General features: G+C 34.5%; 23 protein-coding genes and 1 pseudogene. 12 read left to right on the plus strand and 12 right to left on the minus strand.

The features are described from left to right. Positions 1-14: 14 nt before the first annotated feature. From AC1EU5_RS12360 to AC1EU5_RS12375, 4 genes are all read right to left on the minus strand, one after another. Positions 15-461 (minus strand): LNS2 domain-containing protein, encoded by a 447-nt coding sequence (locus AC1EU5_RS12360; RefSeq protein ID WP_480192708.1) that lies wholly within the window; start codon positions 459-461, stop codon positions 15-17. Further along, entirely contained in the window at positions 451-1,767 is a 1,317-nt protein-coding gene (locus tag AC1EU5_RS12365; protein WP_480192709.1) for a membrane protein, read from the minus strand. Before AC1EU5_RS12365 ends, AC1EU5_RS12360 begins: the two co-directional genes overlap by 11 nt. Positions 1,768-1,914: 147 nt before the next feature. Beyond that, a complete protein-coding gene (locus AC1EU5_RS12370; RefSeq protein WP_480192710.1) occupies positions 1,915-2,868 on the minus strand; it encodes an MlaD family protein in 954 nt (317 codons plus the stop codon). A gap of 57 nt (positions 2,869-2,925) precedes the next feature. Further along, entirely contained in the window at positions 2,926-4,035 is a 1,110-nt protein-coding gene (locus AC1EU5_RS12375) for an N-acetylmuramoyl-L-alanine amidase family protein (RefSeq protein ID WP_480192711.1), read from the minus strand. 140 nt (positions 4,036-4,175) lie between these two features. Here AC1EU5_RS12375 and AC1EU5_RS12380 point away from each other — a divergent pair, with 140 nt between their 5' ends. Together AC1EU5_RS12380 and AC1EU5_RS12385 are read left to right on the plus strand one after the other, a co-directional pair. After that, positions 4,176-6,833 carry a putative LPS assembly protein LptD gene (locus AC1EU5_RS12380; protein WP_480192712.1) on the plus strand — a complete coding sequence of 886 codons (2,658 nt, stop codon included), beginning with the start codon at positions 4,176-4,178 and terminating at the stop codon, positions 6,831-6,833. A gap of 10 nt (positions 6,834-6,843) precedes the next feature. Next, complete coding sequence (locus AC1EU5_RS12385; RefSeq protein ID WP_480192713.1) at positions 6,844-7,224, plus strand: RidA family protein; 381 nt, start codon at positions 6,844-6,846, stop codon at positions 7,222-7,224. Positions 7,225-7,250: 26 nt separating this feature from the next. Here the strand turns inward: AC1EU5_RS12385 and AC1EU5_RS12390 are convergent, their stop codons facing one another. Beyond that, positions 7,251-8,297 carry an ATP-grasp domain-containing protein gene (locus AC1EU5_RS12390; protein ID WP_480192714.1) on the minus strand — a complete coding sequence of 349 codons (1,047 nt, stop codon included), beginning with the start codon at positions 8,295-8,297 and terminating at the stop codon, positions 7,251-7,253. A gap of 27 nt (positions 8,298-8,324) precedes the next feature. Continuing rightward, positions 8,325-9,182, minus strand: a complete 858-nt coding sequence (locus AC1EU5_RS12395; RefSeq protein ID WP_480192715.1) for an N-acetylglucosamine kinase — start codon at positions 9,180-9,182, stop codon at positions 8,325-8,327. Between the two features lie 199 nt (positions 9,183-9,381). Between AC1EU5_RS12395 and AC1EU5_RS12400 the strand changes: the two genes are divergently transcribed. Both AC1EU5_RS12400 and AC1EU5_RS12405 read left to right on the plus strand, forming a co-directional pair. Next, the gene (locus AC1EU5_RS12400; protein ID WP_480192716.1) at positions 9,382-10,497 is read left to right on the plus strand and encodes a DUF2911 domain-containing protein; all 1,116 of its coding nucleotides are present in this window, start codon (positions 9,382-9,384) and stop codon (positions 10,495-10,497) included. Positions 10,498-10,504: 7 nt separating this feature from the next. Then, complete coding sequence (locus AC1EU5_RS12405) at positions 10,505-11,302, plus strand: alpha/beta hydrolase family protein (RefSeq protein ID WP_480192717.1); 798 nt, start codon at positions 10,505-10,507, stop codon at positions 11,300-11,302. 32 nt (positions 11,303-11,334) lie between these two features. On the opposite strand, the gene recG is transcribed toward AC1EU5_RS12405, so the two are convergent. Further along, on the minus strand, positions 11,335-13,440 hold the full coding sequence (recG, locus tag AC1EU5_RS12410; RefSeq protein ID WP_480192718.1) for an ATP-dependent DNA helicase RecG: 2,106 nt from the start codon (positions 13,438-13,440) through the stop codon (positions 11,335-11,337). Positions 13,441-13,535: 95 nt separating this feature from the next. Then, positions 13,536-14,318, minus strand: coding sequence for a hypothetical protein (locus tag AC1EU5_RS12415; RefSeq protein WP_480192719.1), 783 nt, complete (start codon positions 14,316-14,318; stop codon positions 13,536-13,538). A gap of 177 nt (positions 14,319-14,495) precedes the next feature. Here AC1EU5_RS12415 and AC1EU5_RS12420 point away from each other — a divergent pair, with 177 nt between their 5' ends. The 6 genes and pseudogenes from AC1EU5_RS12420 to AC1EU5_RS12445 all read left to right on the plus strand — a co-directional run bounded on the left by AC1EU5_RS12420 (position 14,496) and on the right by AC1EU5_RS12445 (position 20,426). Further along, positions 14,496-16,229: a tetratricopeptide repeat protein gene (locus AC1EU5_RS12420; RefSeq protein WP_480192720.1), complete on the plus strand. Its 1,734-nt coding sequence runs from the start codon at positions 14,496-14,498 to the stop codon at positions 16,227-16,229. Positions 16,230-16,286: 57 nt separating this feature from the next. Then, complete coding sequence (locus AC1EU5_RS12425) at positions 16,287-17,051, plus strand: TIGR02757 family protein (protein ID WP_480192721.1); 765 nt, start codon at positions 16,287-16,289, stop codon at positions 17,049-17,051. A gap of 284 nt (positions 17,052-17,335) precedes the next feature. Further along, entirely contained in the window at positions 17,336-18,133 is a 798-nt protein-coding gene (locus tag AC1EU5_RS12430) for a phytanoyl-CoA dioxygenase family protein (protein WP_480192722.1), read from the plus strand. A gap of 254 nt (positions 18,134-18,387) precedes the next feature. Then, positions 18,388-18,507, plus strand: a pseudogene (locus AC1EU5_RS12435) (DUF2400 family protein); the annotation flags it as partial. Between the two features lie 47 nt (positions 18,508-18,554). Further along, complete coding sequence (locus AC1EU5_RS12440; protein ID WP_480192723.1) at positions 18,555-19,763, plus strand: RsmB/NOP family class I SAM-dependent RNA methyltransferase; 1,209 nt, start codon at positions 18,555-18,557, stop codon at positions 19,761-19,763. 84 nt (positions 19,764-19,847) lie between these two features. Beyond that, on the plus strand, positions 19,848-20,426 hold the full coding sequence (locus AC1EU5_RS12445; protein WP_480192724.1) for a hypothetical protein: 579 nt from the start codon (positions 19,848-19,850) through the stop codon (positions 20,424-20,426). A gap of 44 nt (positions 20,427-20,470) precedes the next feature. Here the strand turns inward: AC1EU5_RS12445 and AC1EU5_RS12450 are convergent, their stop codons facing one another. From AC1EU5_RS12450 to AC1EU5_RS12465, 4 genes are all read right to left on the minus strand, one after another. Next, the gene (locus AC1EU5_RS12450; RefSeq protein WP_480192725.1) at positions 20,471-21,037 is read right to left on the minus strand and encodes a carbonic anhydrase; all 567 of its coding nucleotides are present in this window, start codon (positions 21,035-21,037) and stop codon (positions 20,471-20,473) included. Between the two features lie 68 nt (positions 21,038-21,105). Next, the gene (locus AC1EU5_RS12455) at positions 21,106-22,215 is read right to left on the minus strand and encodes a bestrophin family protein (protein WP_480192726.1); all 1,110 of its coding nucleotides are present in this window, start codon (positions 22,213-22,215) and stop codon (positions 21,106-21,108) included. A 3-nt stretch (positions 22,216-22,218) separates the two neighbouring features. Then, positions 22,219-22,860, minus strand: coding sequence for a transglutaminase-like domain-containing protein (locus AC1EU5_RS12460; RefSeq protein WP_480192727.1), 642 nt, complete (start codon positions 22,858-22,860; stop codon positions 22,219-22,221). 41 nt (positions 22,861-22,901) lie between these two features. After that, positions 22,902-24,005: a bestrophin family protein gene (locus AC1EU5_RS12465; protein ID WP_480192728.1), complete on the minus strand. Its 1,104-nt coding sequence runs from the start codon at positions 24,003-24,005 to the stop codon at positions 22,902-22,904. Between the two features lie 171 nt (positions 24,006-24,176). On the opposite strand from AC1EU5_RS12465, the gene AC1EU5_RS12470 reads away from it, so the two are divergent. Further along, positions 24,177-24,638, plus strand: a complete 462-nt coding sequence (locus AC1EU5_RS12470; RefSeq protein ID WP_480192729.1) for a (2Fe-2S)-binding protein — start codon at positions 24,177-24,179, stop codon at positions 24,636-24,638. An 11-nt stretch (positions 24,639-24,649) separates the two neighbouring features. Next, positions 24,650-26,872 (plus strand): xanthine dehydrogenase family protein molybdopterin-binding subunit, encoded by a 2,223-nt coding sequence (locus AC1EU5_RS12475; protein WP_480192730.1) that lies wholly within the window; start codon positions 24,650-24,652, stop codon positions 26,870-26,872. Positions 26,873-26,917: the final 45 nt, after the last annotated feature.

Below are 26,917 nucleotides of genomic sequence, written 5' to 3' on the forward strand. Positions count from 1 at the left end.
ATGCTTAACCTTTTTTATTCGTGTTTACCGTCGTCAAATACCTCTATTGTTACTTCTTTTCTAACTAAATCAGTAAACTTCCCTCTATAACGTGTTGCCTTTACCAAATGATTGTCAATCCAATGATAATTACCACCTCTTGGTTTACCCATTAATAAGCTGTGATATCTAAACCCATTGTCACGTAACCAAATTTCTGTATAGGTTCTGTGCTCTTCTGTACGAGAGGTGAAAAAACAAATAACATGACCTTCATCATACCACTTATTAATTGTTTTTAAAGCGTCAGGATATACCTGAGCAGTCAACATACGTTCTGGTTCTTCATTGGGAATATCATCGCAGATAGTTCCATCTATATCTATTAAATAATTTTTAACGTCCTCTGGTAAAGCTGGGCTTATCAGATTACCTTGTTCGTCTTTTAATTCTTCTAATTCTTTGTTGAATTTACTCTTCATCTTTCCAGTTTAATCTATCCATTTGATTGTATTGCCATGGGGCACCGTTATTTTCAATATTTGTCATCATCATATTCAATTCCTGCGGAGCAGCAGACTGTTCCATCACCAAGTATCTGCGCATATCCATAATAATGGATAGAGGATCTATACTTACAGGGCATTCTTCAACACATGCATTACAAGTTGTACAAGCCCATAACTCTTCAGGAGTAATATAATCATTTAATAGCTGTTTTCCATCATCTTTAAACGCTCCTCCATTAGCATCTATGTTCCTGCCTACTTCTTCTACCCTATCACGGGTTTTCATCATAATAGCCCTAGGTGAAAGTTCTTTTCCCGTTAAGTTTGCAGGGCATGCAGATGTGCAACGTCCACATTCTGTACAGGTATAAGCATTTAAGAGCTGCACCCAGTTGAGATCTGTAACATCACTAGCTCCAAATTTTTCTGGCACTTCATCTGTAGCGTTTTCTTCTGGAGCCGCATAAGGATCAGCATTAGGATCTAGCATCATCTTAACTTCATTAGTAACTGACTCTAGGTTATTGAATTCTCCTTTAGGTTTTAAATTACCATAATAAGTATTTGGGAACGCTAATAGAATATGTAAATGTTTAGAATAATATAAGTAATTCAGGAATATTAAAATACCGACTATATGTAACCACCACGCTCCTCTTTCAATCAAATGAACGGTTTCAGGGTTGATTCCGTTAAAGATAAGTGCAATAAATTGGCTTACTACATTACCAACTCCAGCCTTCTGAAATACTGGGTCTGCAGCATTCATGACCAAAAATAAAGCCATTAAAACCATTTCAAAATATAGAATGAAGTTACCATCATTCTTTGGCCAACCTGTCATTTCTTTATTCAAGAATCGTTTTACTTTAATAATATTTCGGCGTAACCAGAAAATAATCACAGCAACAAAGACCAATACAGCAAGAATCTCAAAAGTACCAATTAAAAACCCATAAAAAGCATCTCCTAATAAGGGCTGAAAAACTCTGTGTGTTCCTAGCAACCCATCTATAATGATCTCTAAAACCTCTATATTAATAATGATGAAACCAATATAAACGATCACGTGTAAAAACCCTGAAATCGGTCTACGTATCATTTTTGATTGACCTAAGGCAATATTGATCATATTTTTCCATCGTTCTGATGAATTATCTGTTCGGTCAATATCTTTTCCTAGTTTAATATTTCTAATTAGTTTCCTTACATTTTTTGCAAAAAAACCAATTCCAAGAGCCAGAATCAGTGCAAAGACTATATTCGGTATGTATTGCATGCTATTAATTTAGTACGCGCTGCTATTTTCAGTGCAGCGTAAAACTAAGTAATTATGAGATTTCAATAAAATGTAAAAAGAATTAGTTATTAACTACTTTTTAATAACTTTTCTAATCAGACATATAAGAAGAAAAAGTTGATAAACCTACTTAATTGTATCGTTTTCAGTAGGTTGGTATGGCTTTGGTCTTTTACCAAATAGTGAGAAGTGTACAAAGCGCTTAGGATTCAATTTTAGTTCTCTCAATAACTCCTCAATTTCTTTTGAGGCACCTTCAAGATTATCGTAGAGCCCTTCATCTTTTAGTAGTTTGCCAATAGAACCTTTTCCGCTGTCAATATCAGTTAGAATTCCATTAAAACTCTGTAAAGTAGATTCTAACTTTCTTACAGTACTTGCAAGATTAGCATTATTCAGTGAATCAGTCAATTTAGCCAAGTTATCTGCTGCTGTTGTAGCACTGGTTAAAATAGAATCTATTTGACCATCTTCAGCTAACATCTTATTTAAGGATCTGGAAGCTCCACTAAACGTTGAAAGTGTATTGTTTAATTTTGCAAGTGACTGCTTCAAATTATCTTTACCTTGCTGATCAAAAACATCATTAAATCCTTTCAATAAAGCATCGGCATTAGCAACAAAGCTACTGATTTTAGCCTCTAAGGGCACCAATTGATCACCAATAGACGCCAATATATCTGTTTCCACTTGCGAAACTAGCGTATCGCCAGATTTAGCAACGGCGCCATCGGCTCCATTTGGCATGATCTTTAGAGATTTGCCACTAATAAAATCTGGACTATAAATCTGCGCTACACTATTCTTTGGAAACTTAAAGCTATTCTCTAAGGAAAACTTAACAACCAATTTACCCGCTTTCTTAGGATGGAAATAAATATCATCTATTTTACCAACCTTTAAGCCATTAATGGTGACACCTGCAGAAGGCAATAAGCCTTGAACATTATCATACTCCGCATAAAAAACACGTGGCTTGTGAAATAGATTTTCACCTTTTACATAACTAAAACCCCATATAAATAAGGCAATACCTGATATAACTATGATGGCCGTTTTTAGTTCTCTTGAAATCTTCAATAGTCAACTTTTAGTAAGCAACAATAATACTAATTATTTCTGTGAGTAAAAAGCTAGCTATTTTATCTCTGCCTTAAGAACCTCTTTAACAGAAACTTTTTTGCCGGATTTGAAGGCTACAACAAAGGCACCAATATAACCTTTCTCTTTAGCTAACTTTTGCGATTTTTTAACCTCGGTATAATCTGAAGTTTTTCCATAATAATATTTATGGTGCGCTCCAACCCGAACGCGTTCAATACCTTTTAGACCTTTAAAATTATAGGATGCCGTATTAACTTTTTTAGAGCTTGAAGCAATTTGTACTTTAAAATCAACCCCCTTAAAAATTCTTGGTTGTATTTTATCCTTAGGCTTTTCTATTGGTTTTGGTTTTTCTTCAACTATATAATTGGCATCATATTGCTTCTTATAAGTAATGATGCCGTCATAAATAGCTTTAGCAATTTCCTTTTGACCTTTTTCAGAATTTAAGTAGGCTCCTTCTTTAGGATTTGTTAAAAAACCTGTTTCTACTAAAACACTAGGCATAAATGTGTTACGAAGCACTAAGAAACCTGCTTGTTTAACTAATCTATCTTTTCTTTTAAGATTATTTGCAAAGTTATTTTGAATCATACTGGCCAAGTGTAAACTCTGATCAAGATACTCTTCTTGCATCATGGTGATACCAATAACTGACTCAGGAGAATTTGGATCAAAACCCTGATATTTCTCTTGGTAATTATCTTCCATAAAAATTACAGAATTTTCCTTCTTAGCAATTTCAAAATTTCTGTCATTTTCATGCAATCCTAATACAAATGTGCCAGCCCCATGTGCCTGCGAACTTGAAAAAGCATCACAGTGAATAGAAACAAATAAATCTGCTTTAGCATCTTGTGCTATTTGGCCTCGTTTATCGAGCTCAATGAAAGTATCATCTTTACGGGTATATACAACTGCAATATCCTTTTCTTTTTCTAAAAGCTTACCTACCTTCAAAGCAATTTTCAAAACTATATCTTTTTCAAAGTATTTACTCTTGGGTGCGCCAAGGTTTCCCGGATCAGTGCCTCCATGTCCAGCATCCAGTACTACTTTAAATTTTTCCTGTGCCTCTAGCAGCTGAATATTAGTTATATTTAACGCTCCCGCAATGAGCACTATGAGAATTTTCTTTACCATCAATTTATTCTTATTTTATCCCTTTTTGAGCTTCGCTTTTTTAACGACTATTTAAGTCTAGCTACATAAAAAATATATGTAAGTTTGTAAATTCAAAAACCGAGCCGTTTTTAGCAAACACAAAAATACTATATATAGCATTGCACACAAATTTAAGGTACATACTTTTAGTTTTACTATATTTTAGTATTTCGGTTCAGGCAATTTATTCACAGGACATTAACAAAAAAGATTCCTTAGAAACAAAGCAATTAGACTCCTTAAAGCTTGATAAAAATTTAATTACCCAAGACTCCTCTAAGGTTGACAGCGTTCAAAAACCTAAAGATTTTCTTGAAGACATCATCAAGAAAAAAGCAGAGGACTATATTTCTAATGATTTCGTTAATAAAACAGCTACCTTATATAATAAAGCCGAATTATATTATCAAGACATAGAGCTTAAAGCTGGTATCATTATTATTGACTATGAAAAAAACTTGGCCTATGCTAAAGGAATTATAGACACTGCCGGCGCTTATGCACAAAAACCCATTTTTAAGCAAGGTGGTCAGGAATCTGAACAAGATTCACTAATCTATAACTTCAAAAATGAAAAGGCAATAATTTACAATACAAAGACAGAGCAAACAGGTGTAATTATAAGAGGTGAAATCACCAAAAGAGAAAATGACTCTACCTTATATATCAATAGAGCTATTTTTACAACTTCAGATAAAGAAAAACCTGATTATCACATTGCAACCAACAATATCAAAGTAGTGCCAGGTAAGAAAGTAGTAGGTGGTCTTTCTCAATTATATTTAGCGGAAGTACCAACTCCTGCCATTTTACCTTTCTTTTACGCCCCATTGAGTAAGGAGCGGTCAGAATCTGGTCTTATTTTACCAACCTGGGGTGAAAATAGTCAGCAAGGATTTTTTTTGCAAAATGGAGGATATTATTTTGCAATTAATGACTATGTTGATCTTGCCGTTTTAGGAGATGTCTATACAAATGGTAGCTGGGCTTTGCGATTTGAATCTAGTTATGCTTGGCGTTATAAATTCAGTGGTGGCTTTAACCTGCGCTTTGAAAATTTAATTACAGGTCAACGCGGTTTTGATGATTTTAGCAAAACCAATAATTTCTACTTACGATGGAATCATAGCCAAGATACTAAGTCAAATCCTAACTCTAGATTCTCAGCATCTGTAAATCTTGGTAGTAGTCAGTATTTTAGGCAGTCATTGAATGAAATCAATGTTTCTCAAAACTTCAATAATACATTTAACTCATCCATTTCCTATTATAAAAAATTTGTAGGTACTCCATTCAATTTGAATGCTTCATTAACGCATACTCAGAATACAAATACTGAGCAAATATCAATGACTTTGCCATCTATCCAGTTAAGTATGGATCGTATTTATCCATTCGCACCAAGCACCGGTTCCAAAAAGAATGCTATTCAAAATATTGGTCTTACTTATAATATGGATTTACAAAACCAAATCAATACTACTGATGACGAATTCTTTCAATCAGGAATGTTTGATGATGCTAGAAATGGAATTCGTCAGACAGTCTCTGCAAGCACTAATCTAAAAGTTTTAAACTATGTTACGTTATCTCCTTCGGCTAATTATAATGAAGTTTGGTACCTAAAGACTATAGATAGAACATTTGATCCAACACTTGAAGAGGGCAATCATGTAGTAACAGATACTATTAATGGTTTTGATGCCTTTAGAGAATATTCAGGAAGTATATCTGCATCTACCAATATTTACGGTATGTATACTTTTAAAAAAGGACGTCTTCAAGCCATTCGCCACGTTATGCGCCCGTCAATTTCTTTTAATTACAGACCCGATTTTAGTAACTTTTATGATGAAGTACTGCGTAGTGATGACCCTGATGATATTTTAGAATATTCTCGTTTTGAGGGAGGTCTCTTTGGACAACCTTCACGAGGATTATCAAGTGCAATTGGCATATCTCTTAATAATACCTTAGAAGCCAAAGTAATGCCCAAAGATTCTACAGTTACAGAAGCCAAAAAAATAACCTTATTAAATACCTTTAATTTTTCCACTAGTTATAACATGGCTGCAGATTCTTTGAAATGGAGCCCCGTTAGTATGACTGCAAGTACGAACTTCTTTGACAATAGATTAGGAGTTAACATAAGTGCCAGCTTAGATCCTTATGCTTTAAATGCAAATGGTAACCGAATCAATACTTTTAACATAAATAATGGGGGGAGTTTGTTTAGGTTGACTAGAGCAAGTATTTCCACTAACTATTCTGTTTCAAGTGATGATTTTGGTAAGAAAAAAGGGGATGGACAGAAGGGTGCTCCACCTGCAAAAGATCCAAATTCCAATGATCTTCTGGGTGGCGACCTCACTACAAGAAATTCTAGATTTGGAGCAAGAAAAGATGCCGATGAAGAAAAAACGGAAACACTATATAAATCTACAATTCCTTGGAACATAAGCTTTAGACATACTTTTGGTTATTCTAACAGTAGAAGGCAAAATGACATCTCTACCAATTCATTGCAGTTTTCAGGCAGTGTAGAATTATCGCCTAAATGGAATGTGGGCTTTTCTTCAGGATATGATTTTGTAGGTAAAGGTATCTCAAACTTAAGTTTGAATTTTGAGCGTGATCTAGATAGTTGGCGTATGAGCTTTAATTGGGTACCTATTGGTTTCAGTCAAACATATTTTTTCTTTATAGGTGTTAAATCTTCTGTTTTAAGTGATCTAAAATATGATCAACGTAGAAGACCAGACCAACGATTATTCTAAATATAAAATCATGAAAAAAATTATCACAACAACTAAGGCTCCAGCACCTATTGGGCCTTACAATCAAGCAGTTTTAACAGGAAATACTTTATATACATCGGGGCAAATTGCTTTAAACCCTGAAACAGGAGAATTGATATTAGATGATATTAAAGCAGAGACCAAAAGGGTAATGGAAAACATGAAAGCCGTATTACAAGAGGCAGGTATGACCTTTGAAAATGTAGTAAAAACTTCCATTTTCATAGCAGACATGAATGATTTTTCTAACATTAACGAAGTATATGGCTCCTATTTTAATAATGAAACTGCTCCTGCTAGAGAAACAGTTCAAGTTGCGTGTTTACCTAAAAATGTTAATGTAGAAATTTCTATGATTGCCATTAAGTAATAAATTAAACTTTAATAAGGTGTGATTTAATTAAAACTCCACCTTCGTTGTATCATACTTAGCAATAAATCTTCGTAGCTCCATCCAATTTTACGAGCTGCTAGTACTGAAAGACTATCCTGGTCATTTCTATGAGGTCTTGAAGCACCAGTCATATTGGGTTTCATATTAAGATCAAACAAATAGTATTTGCCCTTTTCATCAGCCCTGCAATCAATGCGAATTGGTGCTCTAGCTTCTACTAACGAAGCTGCCATTTCACAATGTCTATATATCGTTTTTATTTCATCTGAAATTAATTCATTATCATTTAAAAACTCACTATTATTAATAATAGCAGTTACTCCATTATATGGTGCAATTCCATTTCTATGATTAAACCGTTTTACAGCAGGAAGACACCAGTAATTTTGTTTTTCAATAAGCTTTCCTTGAACATTATAATCTCCTGGAGGCATTATAGTAATAGTTATTTCTTGTCCTGACAAATATTGTTCAATGTAAACTGAATTTCCGTATATACCATCTTTAAAAACTCTATTAAGTTTTTCATTTAGTTCATACATATTATTTACCAAAAATACTCCTTGGCTACCTCTGCCTCTTATGGGTTTTACCACCAATGGAAAATAAATCTCTGGAATAACTTTTTCGTTTGCCTTAACTACATGATATTGCGGTATAGGCAGACCTTTTCTTTTTAGCAGTTGATTGGTAAATAATTTATCATCAAAAACATCTACTTTACTTGGTAATTGGCCAATGAATTGGAGTTTAGTGTCAAAAAGCGCTTCTATTGCGTGATCTTTATATAGAACGGTGTTCAACCAGAAAATCTTAGCTCCTTTATTTTGTGCCACTTTTATACCATCAGCTGTATCCGGAAAAACCCAATCATAATCATTAGTTAATTGTGGTTTTAAAACGGGAGTTATAACGGGTAATCCTCTTTTGGAAAGAGCATAAGCTATATCGGCACCACTATCCGAGTACCCACCAGGTTTCATAGGTTTTTGAATACCATCTTTTATTGGAGGTAACTTAGCCTGATACAAAATTGCTATTTTATCCATAAAAATAGCTTGACATCATTGGGTAATTTATAGTTTTTGGGTGTGATATTTTACTAGGCCATCTATTGGTCGCTTAACAAAATTACCAGCGGTAAAACCCATTTCATCAGCTACCTCTTTGATTTCGTCTTGCGATAAATAAGCAATTGAGCCAGCAAAATGTACCGGAACATTGGCTAGCTTATCTTTAAACTGATAAATCATATTTCGCGTAAAACGCTTAAAGCCAAGTTTGATCATATCTTTAATATACTCACTCTCTTTGTTTAAAAACATAAACTCTGCAAAGGAAGCCAAGTAAGCATTAGGGTTTGCTTGTTTGTAAAGATTGTACTTAATAAAATCAGGGTCAAGGTTGTACTTTTCATTAAACGAAACCTTTAATGTTCCAGGCATATGGTTGAAGTAATAGTCTCTAATCAGCTGTTTTCCAAAATAATTGCCACTGGCATGATCCATAATAATATAGCCAAGAGATTCTACTTCCTGATGTGCTACTTTTCCGTCAAAATAAGTGCAATTAGAACCAGTACCCATAATACAAACAATAGCTGGCTCATTATTATCTACAGTAGCATATACAGCAGCTAATGTATCCTCTTGAACATCAACTTTAGCATTTGTAAAATACGTTTTCAACAATTGTTCTAAAGCCATCTTAGGACCAGGAGTACCACAGCCTGCACCATAAAAATAAAGTTCAGAAACTTCATCTTTATGCATTGTGAGCACAGAATTTTCTTGAATCCTCCCTAAGAGTTCATCCGGACTTAAAATAGCAGGATTTAGACCCTTGGTACGTACTTTTTCAAACAATTGAATACCATTTTTATCAACAGCTATCCAATCACATTTGGTAGAACCACTATCTACAATAAAGATCATTGTTAAAATATTAATGAAGGGTAAAAATAAAGAAAACATAAACTAAAAACTATAAGACCTTTAACATTTTCAATAAAACTTTAACAAAGCTATAACTCGTATAGGAAGTTCTAATAGGTAACTTCATCAAAACTTTCAAAAACCAAGCTTCATTCCAAAATTGTATTTCTAATTAATTATTAATGTAAACCAAACTATTATGAAACAGTTTAGTACAAAAAACTTGTTATGTCTTTTCTTTATTGCCGCTCTTATGTTGGTCAGTTCACCACTGGAAGCCCAATTAAATACACCTAGGGGAAGTCAGAAGGCCTCCGTAAAACAACAGGTGGGAATCACCGATATTTATATTAGCTATTCCAGGCCCCGTGTAAATGATCGAGAAATTTGGGGTAAGCTAGTTCCTTACGGGATGAATAACTTAGGCTTTGGAACAGCCAAAGAATCACCATGGCGTGCTGGTGCAAATGAAAATACTATTATTAAATTTACGAATGATGTAACTTTAGAAGGTACTCCAGTTAAAGCGGGTAAATATGGATTACACATGGTCTTACATGAAGATGGAAATGCAGATATTATTCTTTCAAAAAACCATTCTGCCTGGGGAAGTTATTTCTATGATCCTGCAGAAGATGTTGCTAAAGTAACTGTTAAAACAAAGGAAGTTCCACATCGTGAGTTTCTAACTTTTGAATTTGTTGACGTACAACCAAATAGTGCTACTGCTGCGCTAATATGGGAAAAGAAGGAAATTCCTTTTAAAATTGAGGTTGATGTTACTGATGTTGTCTTGACTGATATTCGTAAAAAAATGCAAGGACAAGCAGGGTTTACAAGATCTAATTGGGAGCAGGCCGCGAATTTTGCTATGAACAATGGAGGTGATCTGAATGAAGCATTACAATGGATAGATGCTGCAAGACAAGGACAGTTTTTTAGTCAAAAAACCTTTGCAAATGCACAGATTAAGGCTGGTATTTTAAATAAAATGGGCAAACAGGCTGAAGGACTTAAATTGATGGATGATTCATTAAAAGATGGTACTGTGTTTCAAGTACATGGTTATGGGCGTCAGTTAATTGCTCTAGGTCTAAAGGATAAGGCTATAGAAGTATTTAAGTGGAATGCAGCAAACCACAAAAATACATGGCCTGTAAATTATGGCTTGGCAAGAGGTTATGATGCTAAAGGTGATAAGAAATCTGCACTTAAATATTTAAACAAAGCCTTAGCACTAGCACCAGCCCAAGTAAATAAAGACAGAGTACAGGCAAATATAGACAGGTTGAAAAAAGGTGAAGCGCTGCAATAATTGAGTGATGAAAAAATTTCTGTTTTCATTATTTCTTATTGCTATTCTTGTCAACTGTGATAAAAAGAAGGTAAATTCCAATTTATCTTCTGATGATGAACGGTCTAAGACCGTTCATTTTTACACAAAAGACAGTATAAAAATATTTGGCGACTTATTTGAGTATGATAAGTCGTCAAGTATTATTTTACTATTTCATCAAGGGGGTGCCAATGCAAGAGGTGAATATTCATCTATAATTCCTGAATTGGTATCACTAGGATATAATGTATTGAGTGTAGATCAACGTTTAGGAGGTCAGTTATATGGAGACTATAATAGAACCGTAAGTAATATTTCTTATAAAGATTTTTCTTTTAATGGGTATACTTACTGTGATGCTTATCCTGATCTTGAAGCAGCTTTAGAATTTGTTAATGATAACGGTTTTATTGGTGATAAAATATTATGGGGAAGTAGTTATAGTGCAACATTGTCTATCAAACTTGCTCTTAACCATAGTGATAAAATAAATGGAGTACTTGCTTTTTCACCAGCTTCTGGAAAACCAATGAAAGATTGCCAACCAGAACAATTTTTTAGTGCTTTAAAGGATGTACCACTTTTAATTTTGAAACCTCCTAGCGAAGCACAATCAGAAAAAGCAAAAAAGCAAATTAAATTAGCCAAGCAACTAGGACATCATGTTTATATTGCTCAAAATGGAGTACATGGCTCTTCTATGTTGGTACAAGACAGGGTTAATAAACCAGTAATTGAAACTTGGAAAATAGTAAAAGCATTCCTTGAGGAGTTAAAGGAGTGAATATATAAGCTGAGTATACTTGCTCAGCTTTTTTAACTAATATTTGCCCAAATAGCTCTTTTTTTAGTAATTTCTCGGTACGCTAGTGCAATATTTTTATTTTCAGGTTGACTTAGATTAGGATCTTCTTTTAATATGTTAATGGCAACTTGTCTAGCTTTATATAAAATATGTGAATCTTTTACTACATCAGCAATTCTCAAATTCAATACGCCACTCTGCTGCGTACCCATCAAATCACCTGGGCCCCTCAATTTCAAATCAGCTTCTGCAATTTCAAATCCATCATTTGTCTTCACCATGGTTTCTATACGGATTTTAGCATCACTCGTGAGCTTAAAACTTGTCATTAAAATACAATAGCTTTGCTCTGCTCCGCGCCCTACTCTACCTCTTAATTGATGTAATTGTGATAAACCAAAACGTTCTGCACTTTCAATAACCATAACAGAAGCATTCGGAATATTAACTCCCACTTCAATGACTGTTGTAGCTACCATAATTTGTGTTTCTCCAGTCAAAAATCGCTGCATTTCAAATTCTTTATCAGCAGCTTTCATTTTACCGTGTACAATACTTACTTGGTATTGGGGTCTTGGAAATTCTCTAGTAATACTTTCATACCCATCCATCAAATCTTTAAAATCAAGTTTTTGAGATTCTTGAATCAAAGGGTATACTACATACACTTGCCTTTCTTTAGCAATCTCCTCCTTTAAAAATTGAAAAACGCTTAAACGGTTGCTATCATAGCGATGTGCAGTTTTAATCTCTTTTCTTCCAGGGGGTAGCTCATCAATAATTGATATATCTAAATCGCCATACACACTCATTGCCAATGTCCTTGGGATTGGCGTAGCTGTCATTACAAGTACATGAGGAGGAAGTTCATTTTTTAACCACATTTTTGCTCGCTGTGCTACACCAAATCGATGTTGTTCATCAATAATAGCCAAGCCTAAATTTTTAAACTGGACTTTATCTTCTAATAAGGCATGAGTACCAACTAAAATATGGAGCTCACCATTTTCTAATTGCTCATGAATAATTTTACGTTCACTAGTCTTGGTAGAGCCCGTTAACAAAGCAATATGTATATCCATGCCTTGAAGTAGTTCTTTCAAACTATTAAAATGCTGAGTTGCCAGAATCTCTGTGGGCACCATTAAAGCTGTTTGAAACCTATTATCAATGGTCAGTAACATACATAATAAAGCAACTATAGTTTTACCAGAGCCAACATCCCCCTGTAACAAACGATTCATTTGGGCACCAGATCTCAAATCTTTTCTAATCTCTTTAATTACTCGTTTCTGGGCATTGGTCAATGTAAATGGTAAATAGTCATTGTAAAATTGATTAAAATTTGATCCCACACTCTCAAAAACATATCCTTTGATCTTTGATTTATGAATTAGTTTTTTCCGTATCAACTGTAACTGAATAAAAAACAATTCTTCAAACTTTAAGCGTTGCTGGGCTTTTGTTAGTAAATCCTGATTTTTGGGAAAATGGATATTAAAAAGTGCTTGACTTTTGGAGATTAGTTGAAGCTTGCTTAAAATTTCTTCAGATAAGGTTTCTTGAAAGTAATTTCCAACAGTAGCAAATAAGTTTTGCATCATTTTTACTACTACTCTATTCGTAACACCTTTATTGGATAAATTTTCTGTAGAAGGATAGACGGGTTGCATTGCCGATTGTAGACCTTTCTTATAATCCTGAATTAAATCTAATTCTGGATGAGGCATATTAAACACTCCGTTAAACCAATTGGTTCTGCCAAAAGCTACATAAGGAGTATCAATTTTTAAATTGTCCTTAATCCATTTTGCACCACGAAACCAAACAAGTTCTATACTACCAGTGTCATCCACAAAAGTGGCAACAAGACGACTGCCTCGTTTTTGCTTCACGGTTTTTATATGAGTAATTTTACCTATAATCTGAACCTCTGCGGCATTTTTCTGCAACTGATTGATTTTTAAAAACTGTGTTCTGTCTATATACCTGTTTGGAAAAAAAATGGCTAAGTCAGCCAAATTTCTTATTCCAAGCTCCTTTCGTAACAAATCTGCCCTTGAAGGACCAACACCCTTTAAATACTCTATAGACTTATGTAGATCAACAACTGGCAATACTTAGAATTTGGCAAACGAATATAGTAATTTTGAGTAGCTAACATAAAAAAACCCTCTAATAAGAGGGCTTACTAATTCAAATAATTCTACCCCTACCTTACTTTTTTTATTAACGTAGCCATATGTACATATTTCATTTTTCTAAGTGCAATACCATCATCAATAGCTTTCTGTTGTTCTGTGGTATATTCAGGATCGTTATCATCTGAAGATGAAAAGAACTGATTAAAATCCTTGTAGATATTCATGGTTATATGTGATGCATAAGTATCACTACCTACAGGAGAAATAAATCGATTAAGATTCCAACTTGCACGTTGATCATTATCAATTTCTGCCTGATGCATAGGTTTAAAAACTTCACTTTCAGCCTTTTCATACTTACTGAAATTGGGCTGATCTACCTTCATCATGCTTAAAGTAGCAATTGTACCAACTGGTAGGCCAAAATCATCGTCGGTTTTATCAATTCGTTCTACATAATATCGTACAGCCAAATTTCTTGATTTAGGAGTAGCTTTCAACTTCGCGTCTATTTCTTCATCTGTCATTTTTGGAAAAGCTTTTTTGGCCAGTGCTTCTACATCTCCCCACTCACCTAACATTTTAGCCGGATCATTATAGACATTAATAGTTAGATATTGGTAACTTAGGTCTTCATCATTAGATTTTAATTTCCAAAGATCCCATTCAACAATATCACCATTTTTAATACGTTGTTCATGTATTTTTTCCCAAAATGATTCGGTTTCTAAATAAGCTGCTTCATTTTCTTCATTCACTTTCATGAATTCTAAAACATAATAAAGCTTTTCTTGGGCTAGAGATGTAAAACCAAACAAAATAGCGACGAGAAAGATTATTGGTTTTTTCATAATAATAGAGTTTAAGTGTTGATAAATCAGTGTTAAGCACTCTAATATACTAAATTTTATGCAAAAAATGTGTTAAAAGTATATATCTTTACACAACCCTACTTCATTGACTCTTTGAACCTTATGCTCTGTCTTTATGTTCAGAAAAGAAAATAATATCTAATAAAACTAATTACTATGAAAACAAAATTGTACACTACTTTGACAGCTTTAATACTACTGCTATTGGTTTATGTATTTAATTCCAACTCAGTAAAAAACAATGTAATAGATACTGCACCAAAAATAGGGATGAACTTTATCAAATGTACTCCTACAACATTCCTTCTGGAAGTAGTTGATACTACCAAACAAGTTTCTCCACTTTTTGAAAATCTTGGAAATCACAGTATGGTCATTAATACAAAAGATAAAATGGCGCAGCGTTTTTTTGATCAAGGCTTAAGGCTAACCTATGCATTTAATCATGCAGAAGCACATCGTTCATTTATGGAAGCTTCTCGATTAGATCCAAACGCTCCTATGACATATTGGGGGCAAGCTTATGCCCTTGGTCCAAATATTAATGATTGGTTACCGGATGATGAGCGTAAAAAACAAGCTTTTGAAGCTGCAAAAAAAGCCAAGAGCTTACTGGCAAATGCATCAGCTAAAGAAAAAGCACTTATTGAAGCGTTGCAATCAAGATATAGTGATGACCTTACAAAAGATATTGCTGAACTCAACATGAGTTATATGAAGGCCATGACAAAAGTAGCAGAACAATTTCCTCAGGATGATGATATACTAACCTTATATGCTGCATCAGTTATGAACACCACCCCCTGGAATTACTGGGATAAAGATGGAAATCCCTCACCACATATAGATAAAGCGAAAACTGCCTTAGAGAAAGCAATTAATAATAACCCTAAGAATGCAGGGGCACATCATTATTATATACATATGGTAGAGTTGCCAAATCCAGATTTAGCAGAAGATAGCGCTGATAGAATTGGTGAGTTAATGCCTGGTGCCGGACATATAGTTCATATGGCATCTCATATCTATATCAGAATTGGCAGGTATAAGGATGCCGTTAAGGTAAACCAACAGGCGGTCTTAGCCGATGAAGATTATATTTCTCAATGTTTCTCACAAGGCATGTACCCTTTAGCTTATTACCCTCATAATATTCACTTCTTATGGTCATCAGCCAGCTTGTTAGGTGCTAGTGAGATTGCCATAGATGCGGCTAAAAAAACGGCTGAAAAGGTCCCGACTGGTGAATTAGTAGAGTTAACATTTTTACAAGATTTTGCAGCAACACCTTTGTTAGCATATACTAGATTTGGCAAATGGAATGAGATTTTAACAGTACCTAAACCTAATTCTGACATTAAACACTTGAATCTTATTTGGCATTATGCCAGAGGCATTGCATTTATTAGAAAAAATAACATTAAAGAGGCACAGGAAGAATTAGATGCCATAGCACAATTCAAGAAAGATAAAAGTCTTGAGGATTTAATAGCTACAGCTCATAATCCTTCTATTCGAGCAGCAAATATTGCCTATGAGGTAGTAGCCGGTGAATTGGCAGCTTTAAAAGGCGATTTGACAAAGGCCATAGAACATCTTAAAAAAGCCGTTGAATATGAAGATGCACTTACCTATACTGAGCCCGCCGCATGGCATATACCTACACGACAAAATCTGGGTGCCATTCTATTAAAAGCAAATAAATATGCAGAAGCAGAAGTTGTTTACAAAGAAGATTTAGCAGTACTTAGGCAAAATGGATGGTCTTTAATGGGTCTTTACAATGCCTTAGAGCTACAAGGAAAAACAGAGGAAGCGAATGCTGTAAAAAAAGAATTTGATAAAGCTTGGGCTGATGCTGATATTGAAATCACTAGTTCTGTACGATAAAATAATCTCTTTTCATGATGATAATTCTCGTTATGAAAAGAGTATTTTTGGGTTTCTATGACCCCAGCAGAGCTCAAAGAATTTCTCGACGCAAAAGTTATTCAATATAACCATCCAAGTTTTATTGAAACCGACCCTATTCAAATTCCACATCAATTTTCACTAAAAGAAGATATAGAAATCTCAGGGTTTTTAACTTCAACCATCGCTTGGGGAAACAGAAAAATGATTATCAAAAATGCACAACGAATGATGGATCTTTTAGGAAATTCACCATACGATTTTATTATCAATCATAAAGAACATCATTTAGAATTATTTGAGAGTTTTGTGCATCGTACTTTTAATGGAGTTGACCTCGTATATTTTATTAAATCACTTCAAAATATTTATAAAAGCCATAACGGATTAGAAGCTATTTTTAAAGCTTATGCTCAAAAGGATTCACTACAAAACGCCATTAGTAATTTTAGAACTGTCTTTTTTGAATTAGAACATCCGAAACGAACACAAAAACATGTTTCAAGCCCAGCAAAAGGTTCTGCAGCAAAACGAATCAATATGTTTTTACGTTGGATGGTGAGAAATGATAAAACTGGTGTAGATTTTGGTATCTGGAAATCCTTATCATCCTCGCAATTATCATGTCCATTAGATGTTCACTCAGGAACTATTGCTCGCAAATTGGGTTTGCTCAACAGAACTCAAAATGATGCCAAAGCTCTACAAGAACTAGATACGAATCTGCGAAATCTAGACCCTAAAGATCCAGTGAAATATGACTTTGCTTTATTTGGATTGGGTGTATTTGAAAAATTCTAATATCATTATGGACAAAACTGTATTAATAAAATCATATCAGAAATTCTATCATATTACTTAAGATGAGAATATAAAAAGCATTTTAAAGAAAGGTCAAAAACTTAATAAGTACAAAGGTTTTGAATACCATGATGATTGCCCAGAGAAAAAAGCTCAAATCTGTTTAAGTACACGCAACAAATTAAAGAACAATTAAAATTATTCTCATTGGAATAAATTGAATTAATTCATATTAAAGATTTGATTATATTTATAATCATAAATTACTAAACGAAAGAAAAGCTATGAATCACGTTTCAAATATTAAAACCCACGGATATACTGTTATACATGATTTTTTAGATAAAAGAAAAATTAAAGACTTAAAAGAAGTACTTGGTTCAGTTATTGAAACCGTTGGCGACGATACTTCTGGAGCACCTGTTGGCTATCAAAGCATTGTTAAACATGATAAAATGGTTAATAATATACACTATCATTCTAAGGATTATTTAGAATTAGCTACTAATGGGTCACATATTCCTATTGTTCAAGAGTTTCTGAATGATCCTTACTATGGAATTATACCAGCTAGTGAACCCAATTTCGCAATAGCTCAGTGTAATATGAGACAAAGCTCAACTGCAATTCCTTATCATGTAGATGTTAGATTAAAAAGACCTGGACCTATTGGTTGGTCTATGCAGTGTATCGTTGCACTTGAAGATAGACATGAGTTTAATGGGGGGTTAAAAGTTCTACCTGGATCACATCTTGAAGAGTTCCAATTGAGAGAAAATTTAGATCTTTCTAATGAGAAAGTTGTCAATCTCAAAGCTGGTGATGCTGTAATATTCTTTAGTCATCTATATCATGCTACTACTGATGTTGTAGAGCCCTATCAAAGTGCTTGGGGACTACTACTAACTTATAGATCATGGTGGGCTAAACCTCAATTTGATTTTGTATCTATGTTTGGTGAAGAACGTCTGAGTAAAATGAGTCATAAAGAGAAAACTTTACTAGGTTATTACGCACAACCCTCTAAAACTTGGGACGGTCAGATGTCCGCCCGTCAAGGCTATGAACTTGATAGTATATAAGCAGATCCAATCGTGTCTTTTTTAGTAATACTACAGACAATACCCTCGATAGGAAACTGATGAGAAATTTAATTAAAACGTTATCAGTTTGACGGCTATAACAAAACATCTCTAGGTGATTCATAAACGGTGTTTAAATATCTCACAACTTCGTTTTGCAATTCCTATGCTGTACCTTCTTCATTTATTACATAGTACTTAATTGTTGGATCTTGAGCATCTACCAAACCATTTGATGTTACCTCAACACTTTGAGGCAAAATGATGCTAAAGCGTTGACGGAACTAGATGCTAATCTGCGTAAACCAAACCCCGTTGATCCTGTAAAATATGATTTTGCTTTGTTTGGTTTAGGTGTATTTGAGAAGTTTTAAATAGCTAACTTTGCGCACTCTTATTTTCATTTACAAATTAATAGTTCATGCGATTACATAGGAATTTAGTATTTGCCGTAATTGATAGCTTACGCGATATATTTAACGAAGGTGTGTATGCAGATAAAGCTGTGGAAAAGGCATTAAAACGTGATAAGCGCTGGGGAAGTCGTGATCGCAAATTTGTTGCCGAAACCATTTATGAAATAGTTCGCTGGAAACGATTGTATGCTGAAATAGCTGATGTTAAAGAACCTTTTGATAGACCAAATTTATGGCGACTCTTTTCGGTATGGTGCGTATTAAAAGGGATTCCATTACCCGATTGGAACCAAATTGAGCCTACTCCTGCCAGAAGAATTAAAGGACGTTTTGATGAATTATCAAAAATCAGAAAATTTAGAGAGTCTATTCCTGACTGGATAGATGAAGTTGGAATTGAAGAACTAGGCGAAGATTTATGGACTGAAGAAATTGCGGCACTTAACAAACAAGCAGAAGTAATTTTACGAACCAATACATTAAAAACAACCAGAGAAAATCTTCAAAAACAACTTGAAACTGAGAATATCATTGCAGAAAAATTGCCAAAACACCCGGATGCTCTAAAATTAGTTGAACGAGCCAATGTTTTTAAAACGCAAGCATTTAAAGATGGCTTATTTGAAGTTCAAGATGCCTCTTCGCAGTTGGTAGCGGCTTATCTTGATGTACAACCAGGTATGAAAGTAGTAGATGTTTGCGCCGGTGCAGGTGGTAAAACATTACACTTAGCATCTTTAATGCAGAATAAAGGGCAAATCATTGCTATGGATATCTATGAAAGTAAGTTAAAGAAGTTAAAAATACGCGCTCGTAGAAATGGAGTTCACAATATTGATACAAGAATCATTGATTCTACAAAGCCTATTAAAAAACTATACGGAAAAGCAGATAGATTGTTAATTGATGCTCCTTGTTCTGGTTTAGGTGTTTTAAGAAGAAACCCAGATTCAAAATGGAAATTACAACCTGAATTTCTAGATGATATTCGTAAAACACAGCAAGAAATTCTGCAGCAATATTCTAAAATGGTAAAACCAGGTGGTAAGCTAGTATATGCTACCTGTTCTGTATTACCTTCAGAAAATCAAAACCAAGTGGATACCTTTTTGAAATCAAATAATGAATTTAGTTTTGTAAGTGATCATAAAGTACTAGCTTCAAAATCAAGCTTTGATGGGTTTTATATGGCTTTATTAGAACATAATTCTTAAACAATTTCATTATCTTCAAAGCGTTATTAGCTTATATTCTGGTATTATAATTGTATATGAGAATATAAATATGAATTAAATAATATGAAAAGGACAATTTTAATAGCACTTATATTTAACTGTTTACTATTAAATCTTCATTCTCAGAATATACAAAAAGATAAATTTGAAGTAGAAGTAGGCAGAGCATTTATTAACAAGTCTTCATGGATGCAGCCTTATAGGTATGAAGATAAAGACATGCAAGCTTTAAGTGTTAAGATAACTATTAAACCAACTACAGCCGGAAGAGAGCAATTTGATCTTAATGATATTACCTTATTAGATGAAGATAATAAACTTCGTATTCGTGCTAATGCTGTATATTATTATCGTGGAGAAAAGAAAATCTACTTAAAATCAAAAGCCCAAAATCAAAATTACAATACCTTTCTAGATACCGTAATGAAAGGATATCAAAATTATGAGGCCAAAACATACAAAACTAAGTTCCTTAGAATTGGAAAAAGAAAAGACAAGGCTTTTGTCAAGGCATTGAAAAAATTAAATCTACAGGATGAAGATGTAGCGTACTACTTAGATTTTCCAGTAAAAGAAAACTTTAGTTACGGAAAAGTATTCTATAAGAACAAGCCTGTAGGATTTGCTGCATTAAAACAATAAAGGCTGCCAAATGACAGCCTTTTTAAATTCTATTTTTTCAGAACTTATAAGAAATCTACCTTACCGGTATCTAAATTATAATAAGCAGGAACAATTTTAAGATCTCCATTATCTACGGCTTTTTTAATAATGGCTGATCTGTTATACAATTCATCAGCATTTAATTCAGCATTCTTTTTTACTATGTCGTTCACTGGAGCTCCGTCTGCTGAAGCAGAGATTGCAGGCGTTATATGTGAAAGCAAATGATTTAGATTATAACCATTATCCCCACCACTTACTGCAGCGGTAACGGCTCCACAACTTTGATGGCCTAAAACAACTAACACTTTACTGCCAATATGAGCCACGGCATATTCAATACTTGCCATTGATGATGTGTTAGCAACATTTCCTGCTACACGTACTACAAAAACCTCACCTAAACCAGCATCAAAGGCTAGCTCTGGCACTACTCTACTATCAGCACAACTTAAAATGATAGCATATGGATCTTGCCCTCCTGTTAATGCGTCACGACGATTTTGGTCATGTAATTTTCCTTCTAATTTGTCAGAAACAAAACGTTGGTTTCCTTGTTCTAATCTGTCTATGATATTTTCTATGGTCATGATTAAAATTAAATTTTAAATAAAAATAATTGTTTTTGATTAATATAAAGTTAAAGAATTTTTAAAAATTACATCTGCGTATCAAACACTTCGGGTATGCCTTCTGGAATTTCTTTGGCATCATCCCCAATGATTTGACGAATGTCAATCTCTATTCCACGAGACATTGTGGTAATTGGAACATCATTTGGAGTACCCTCAAACGGGTTTTCAGATACTTCACCTATGCGTTCCATTGTATGGAATATCCAAGAAATTACCACGCTAAACGGAATAGTAAACCATACAAAATTGGCACCAATTACTTCAATCAGGTGGTGATAGCCGCCTTCTGGATAGGGCTTCCATTGCTGTGATATTTCAACAATCTGCCTCCCAATTTCATTAAATTCATGCATCATTCCATAAGGTAACAGAAACACGAAAATCCAGATAAAGAAACGGTTGAGCGTTGCAAACTGTCTTGGATATGGGAAATTCTTAATACGTTCTGCTTTTCCTTGCAGTGTAAAAAACTCTACTAGCATATTTTCCATTTCTAAAAATGAAAACTCCCAAATATACCCCTGCTCTTTAAGCTCACGCAATTGTTTCGATTGTAGTTTTAAACAAGCTCCTTGCTTATTCCTATGATCTAGTATATGTTCCTTTTCCTCTTCGGTAACATAGTCCGTTAGTTCATCTCCCAAACTTGTAGTGTGCTCTTTTATTTTAAAACGCTTATCAATATACTCACGGTCAGATTTGTTTAAATACGATATCTCCCAAGGTTTTGGTGCTCGTAATGCATGACGTAAAGAAGCCATCCAAGCTACATGACGTAGAATGAGTTGCTTTCTTATCTTAAAAAAATCATCTTCAGATAAGTTGTCTTTTGCATGCTCATTGGTGATATAGTCATTACACATCATAGCAAATGAGCGAGAGGCATTAACGATGCCTCCCCAAATTTTTCTTGCCTCCCAAAGTCGACCATAAGACGCATTATTTTTAAACGAAATAATAAATGCTAAGGCTGTACCCACCAAGCCAATAGGTAGCCAAGGCAAGTGTAACCAATACCACTTTAAACCCGAGTATAACAGTACTGGGATTAATGAAAGTATAATAAATATGTATATATACTTTCGTGTCCACGAAAGCATTTCTTTTAAAGAGTAGTTTCTTTTGGTTAGCATTGGCTATTTAAAATTTATTATTTCTTGTTGCTTAAAATGATCGTACATTTCAGGGTAGTTAGTCTTAAATATCAATTTAATTTCCTCCAAAGGAACATCCTCAAAACTACCATAATCTTCTAAATATTCCATAAACTTTTTGTCATCTCTATTATATTCCTGAAGTACGGAATCTTCTGTACCGTCAAAATCTAAGACGTCTACATTGTATCTATCACAGAGTTCTGTATTAAATGCAGGGGAACACTTTCGCCAATTACCATTGTGATAAACATCTACAAGACCATGAGGTGCCAGTTCATTGGTACCCAATTTTTCCTCCAGGCGCTCTGTGGCAATATGATTGGACACTTTGGCTAAATGTAATCTAGCTGGAATACCCATGCCCCTTAAACCTGCAATCAACAAAATAGCTTTATCTATGCAATGTGCTTCTCTTTTTTTAAAAATAGAACTCGCTATATAATGCTCCTTAGTTAACCCAATAACAAAAGGGTTATAACGCCAACCATCTCTAACCTTAATGTAGAGTAACTCTATTCTTTCTTGCGCTGAAGTTGAAAAACCCATGTCAGAAATCAATTCCTGAATTTGAGGACTATTATAATCTAAATAAAAAGTCGATTTAAGGTATTCTGATTTCATGAAGTATCTAAAATAAACAATTCTACTAATTTTAAAAGAATCTACATCACAATATCATTCTTCCATTCATAAGGCTTTGGAATATTATCATCATCAATTAACTGACGAATATCTATCTCAATACCTCTACTCATATCAGTTATAGGCACATCATTAGGTCCCCCTTCAAATGGATTCTCCGTATTTTCACCAATCAATTCCATCGTATTAAACACCCAAGCAACTACAACACTAAATGGAATGGAAAACCATACAAAATGCTCTGCAATAAACTCTTGTATTCTGTGCCCCCAAGCAGTTCTAGATTGATGTTTTTGTAATTCTAATAAAATATTGTCACCAATAACTTCAAAACTTTCCATAATTCCGTAAGGCACTAAAATAATAAATAACCAGACGAAAAGATAATTCATCGTTGCATATTGGCGAGGATACGGGAAGTTTTTAATACGCTCACTTTTTCCCTGAAGCGTGTAAAACTCTACCAACATGTTTTCCATTTCCATATGACGGAAATCATCAATATAACCTCCTTCTTTTAACTCTCTTAAACGACGTGATTGTATCCCTAAAATTTGTGAAGCTTGATTGACTTTAGCGAACAGTTCTTTATATTCTTCTTCTGAAATATAATCCCTGATAACGTCTTCAATAGGGATTTCATCTTCATGAACATACAACATGGTTTTTCTAAATTCGGCATTAGACTTACTCCTCTTTAAATGTGCTTCCCAAGGTTTATCTTTACGTAGTTGATAACGCAAAGACGTTAACCAAGCTACATGGCGATGTACTAATTCTTGGTGAATTTTAAATAATTTGTCTTTTGAAAGCTTATTCTCTGCATGATCATTATTAATATAATCTTTTACCATAATCGTCCACGAACGTGAGGAATTTACAATACCACCCCATATTTTTCGTGCTTCCCAAAGTCTATCGTAAGATGCATTGTTTTTAAAACTGATCAAAAATGAAATCGCAGTACCCAACACTCCCAATGGCAACCATGGTACATGTAACCACTTTAATCCAATAACATCAAACAAAAATACCGGGATTGTTGCTAAAATGACAAATATGTAGATATTTCGTCGAGTCCACCTAAGTATACCCGATAACGGAAAAGTCTTTTTAATATACATGCTAAAAAAATTAGAGGGATAAATCTACTAAAAAACATCCCAAAAAATAAAAATGCAACAAAAGTTAAAGAAATGTGAATTCATAGTTAATATTAAAAAAAATAAAGCCCATCAATAAATTGGTTTTCAATTTTTTGTACCTTTTACTGATAATTCTAATTCTCTTCAGAAATGCCAAACTATAATCTCAATGTCAACGGGCAAACTATGTCGGTAAACGTTGACGAAGACACTCCTTTATTATGGGTTTTACGCGATGAACTAAATTTAGTAGGTACTAAATATGGTTGCGGTATTGCACAGTGTGGTGCTTGCACTGTTCATGTAGATGGACAAGCAACCAGAAGTTGCCAACTTAGAGTTTCTGGTCTAGATGGGCTAAAAATTACTACTATTGAAGGCTTATCAGAAAATGGTGATCATCCATTACAAGAAGCCTGGAAAGAGGTAGATGTGCCACAATGCGGATACTGCCAAGCAGGACAAATTATGACAGCAGCTTCTTTCTTAAAGGACAATCCCAGTCCTTCAAATGAAGAAATACGTGAAGCTATGCATGGTAATATTTGCAGATGTGCTTCCTACAATAGAATAGAAAAAGCTGTTGCTATGGCTGCTAAAAAGGTTTCTTAATAATTGATAACATGAGAACAAAAGAAAACACATTCACAGTAAGCAGAAGAAACTTTTTAAGAACCTCAGCTATAGCTGGTGGCGGAATGCTTATAGGCTTTAATCTATTTACAGCTTGTAAGAAGGAAGCAGTACTTCCTAAAGAAGTAGTAGATATTTCTAGCTTAAATTTTAAAGATTTTAATGCATTTATTAAAATAGCTGAAAATGGTTACGTCACCATTTTTGCTCCTAATCCTGAAATAGGCCAAGGTGTAAAAACTTCTATGCCAATGATCATAGCTGAAGAATTAGACGTACCATGGGATCATGTTGTAGTAGCACAAGCAGATTACAATAAAACAGAATATAAACGACAAGTAGCAGGTGGTAGTCAATCAATTCGCCATGGCTGGGATGCATTACGTCAAACGGGAGCAACTACAAAACAGATGCTCATTAATGCTGCAGCGGCAAAGTGGGGAGTAGATGCGAGTACATGTAGTGCCTCAGAAGGTATAATTACTAATGCCAATGGTGAACAATTAAATTACGGAGAAATAGCAGTTGAAGCCGCTACTTTAGATGTTCCGGAAGATGTAAAATTAAAAGACCCAAAAGATTATAAAATTATAGGTACAAATGCTATAAATGTTGATCTTGACGGAATCGTTACCGGAAAACCATTATTTGGACTTGACTATAAAAAAGACGGAATGGTCTATGCTTCGGTATTACGCTCACCAGCATTTGGACAAGAACTAATGAGTTACGATGATACAGCTGCAAAAGCCGTAAGTGGTGTCTTAGATGTTATAAAATTTGGGGATAAAACGAAATCTGTGGGTGATCAGGTTAATCGATTTACGCGTATGAGTGATAAAATTGCAGTCATTGCCACTAGTACTTGGGCTGCAATGAAAGGTAAAAAGGCGCTCAAGGCTGAATGGAAGGCAGGAAGTAAGCTGGAGAGTATAGCTGATCATAATAAAGAATTAGATAAGATTTTAGACAGCCCCAAACTTACTTCTCGAAGAGAAGATGGTAACGTAAAGAAAGCGTTCGCCCAAGCTGATAAGGTGATCACAAGAACGTATGAATCACCTTTCTTACCACACAATTGCTTAGAGCCAATGAATTTTTACGCTGATGTAACTGCTGATAAAATTCATTTAGTTGGCCCTATTCAAACACCTCAATGGACGTCCGGATATATTGCGAAGATGTTAGGCAGACCAGAAGAAAACATTCATCTAGAAATGACACGTATGGGTGGTGGATTTGGTCGTAGGTTATATGGAGATTTTGTAGTTGAGGCTACAGAAATTTCAGATGCTATTAAAAAGCCTGTTAAAGTTGTATTCTCTAGAGAAGATGATATGGCCGATGGTGTTTACAGGCCTGCAATTAAGTATAGAATTGCTGCTTCTATCAAGGATGGAAAGATTACAGGTTATCACTTAAAAGAAGCTGCTGTCAATTCTAATATGTATGATTTGATTCCTCATTTCTTTCCGGCAGGGTGTATCCCAAATTATAAGGTTGAAAGCGATAGTTACCAAAGTAATATCACTACAGGTGCCTGGAGAGCACCTTATACCAATTTCCTTGCATTTGCAGAACAGAGTTTCTTTGACGAGTTGGCAGAAGAACTAGGACAAGATCCGGTGCAATTGCGCATCGATTTGTTACAAAATGTAAAAGACTCTAAAGATGAAAAAATAGAATACTCTGGTAAGCGCATGGAAGATACCATTAAGCTTTGTGCTGAAAAAGGAAATTGGGGTAAAGCTCCTGATGGTGTTTATCAAGGTTTTTGTGCTTATTACAGCCATAATACCCATGTGGCCGAATTGGCCGAAGTTGAGTTGAAAGATGGGAAACCAGTGATCAAAAAAATAGTGGCAGCAGTTGATTGTGGTATTGTTGTAAATCCTACTGGGGCTATAAACCAAGTGCAAGGCGGTGTACTTGACGGAATAGGTCATGCTATGTATGGTGATTTTACTTTTGACAAAGGAGTTCCTTCAGCTATGAATTTTGACAAGTATAGATTAATTAGAATGCAGGAAACCCCTCAAGTGGAAGTACATTTTGTTGAAAACGGACTCTCTCCTACCGGTTTAGGTGAACCTGGCTTACCTCCTGCAGGTGGTGCCATAGCCAATGCCATTAAAAAAGCAACTGGGCAACGTTTGTTCAAACAACCCTTTGTAAAATATCTAAACCAAGAGGTTGAAGAAGTAAAAGGATAGTTATTAATCAATTATATCAAGCTTGATAAACCAATGGAGTTTCCT

Source organism: Maritimimonas sp. 2405UD52-3 (assembly GCF_056591715.1).

What these genes read in the sequence shown, in the direction of transcription:
- AC1EU5_RS12390 (WP_480192714.1), bottom strand. Translation starts at nt 8,297, where the DNA reads ATGGATAAAATAGCAATTTTGTATCAGGCTAAGTTACCTCCAATAAAA.
- AC1EU5_RS12400 (WP_480192716.1), top strand. Translation starts at nt 9,382, where the DNA reads ATGAAACAGTTTAGTACAAAAAACTTGTTATGTCTTTTCTTTATTGCC.
- AC1EU5_RS12455 (WP_480192726.1), bottom strand. Translation starts at nt 22,215, where the DNA reads ATGCTAACCAAAAGAAACTACTCTTTAAAAGAAATGCTTTCGTGGACA.
- AC1EU5_RS12425 (WP_480192721.1), top strand. Translation starts at nt 16,287, where the DNA reads ATGACCCCAGCAGAGCTCAAAGAATTTCTCGACGCAAAAGTTATTCAA.
- AC1EU5_RS12385 (WP_480192713.1), top strand. Translation starts at nt 6,844, where the DNA reads ATGAAAAAAATTATCACAACAACTAAGGCTCCAGCACCTATTGGGCCT.
- AC1EU5_RS12430 (WP_480192722.1), top strand. Translation starts at nt 17,336, where the DNA reads ATGAATCACGTTTCAAATATTAAAACCCACGGATATACTGTTATACAT.
- AC1EU5_RS12420 (WP_480192720.1), top strand. Translation starts at nt 14,496, where the DNA reads ATGAAAACAAAATTGTACACTACTTTGACAGCTTTAATACTACTGCTA.
- AC1EU5_RS12375 (WP_480192711.1), bottom strand. Translation starts at nt 4,035, where the DNA reads ATGGTAAAGAAAATTCTCATAGTGCTCATTGCGGGAGCGTTAAATATA.
- AC1EU5_RS12465 (WP_480192728.1), bottom strand. Translation starts at nt 24,005, where the DNA reads ATGTATATTAAAAAGACTTTTCCGTTATCGGGTATACTTAGGTGGACT.
- AC1EU5_RS12470 (WP_480192729.1), top strand. Translation starts at nt 24,177, where the DNA reads ATGCCAAACTATAATCTCAATGTCAACGGGCAAACTATGTCGGTAAAC.
- AC1EU5_RS12475 (WP_480192730.1), top strand. Translation starts at nt 24,650, where the DNA reads ATGAGAACAAAAGAAAACACATTCACAGTAAGCAGAAGAAACTTTTTA.
- AC1EU5_RS12415 (WP_480192719.1), bottom strand. Translation starts at nt 14,318, where the DNA reads ATGAAAAAACCAATAATCTTTCTCGTCGCTATTTTGTTTGGTTTTACA.
- AC1EU5_RS12460 (WP_480192727.1), bottom strand. Translation starts at nt 22,860, where the DNA reads ATGAAATCAGAATACCTTAAATCGACTTTTTATTTAGATTATAATAGT.
- AC1EU5_RS12450 (WP_480192725.1), bottom strand. Translation starts at nt 21,037, where the DNA reads ATGACCATAGAAAATATCATAGACAGATTAGAACAAGGAAACCAACGT.
- AC1EU5_RS12395 (WP_480192715.1), bottom strand. Translation starts at nt 9,182, where the DNA reads ATGATCTTTATTGTAGATAGTGGTTCTACCAAATGTGATTGGATAGCT.
- AC1EU5_RS12405 (WP_480192717.1), top strand. Translation starts at nt 10,505, where the DNA reads ATGAAAAAATTTCTGTTTTCATTATTTCTTATTGCTATTCTTGTCAAC.
- AC1EU5_RS12445 (WP_480192724.1), top strand. Translation starts at nt 19,848, where the DNA reads ATGAAAAGGACAATTTTAATAGCACTTATATTTAACTGTTTACTATTA.
- AC1EU5_RS12440 (WP_480192723.1), top strand. Translation starts at nt 18,555, where the DNA reads ATGCGATTACATAGGAATTTAGTATTTGCCGTAATTGATAGCTTACGC.
- AC1EU5_RS12360 (WP_480192708.1), bottom strand. Translation starts at nt 461, where the DNA reads ATGAAGAGTAAATTCAACAAAGAATTAGAAGAATTAAAAGACGAACAA.
- AC1EU5_RS12365 (WP_480192709.1), bottom strand. Translation starts at nt 1,767, where the DNA reads ATGCAATACATACCGAATATAGTCTTTGCACTGATTCTGGCTCTTGGA.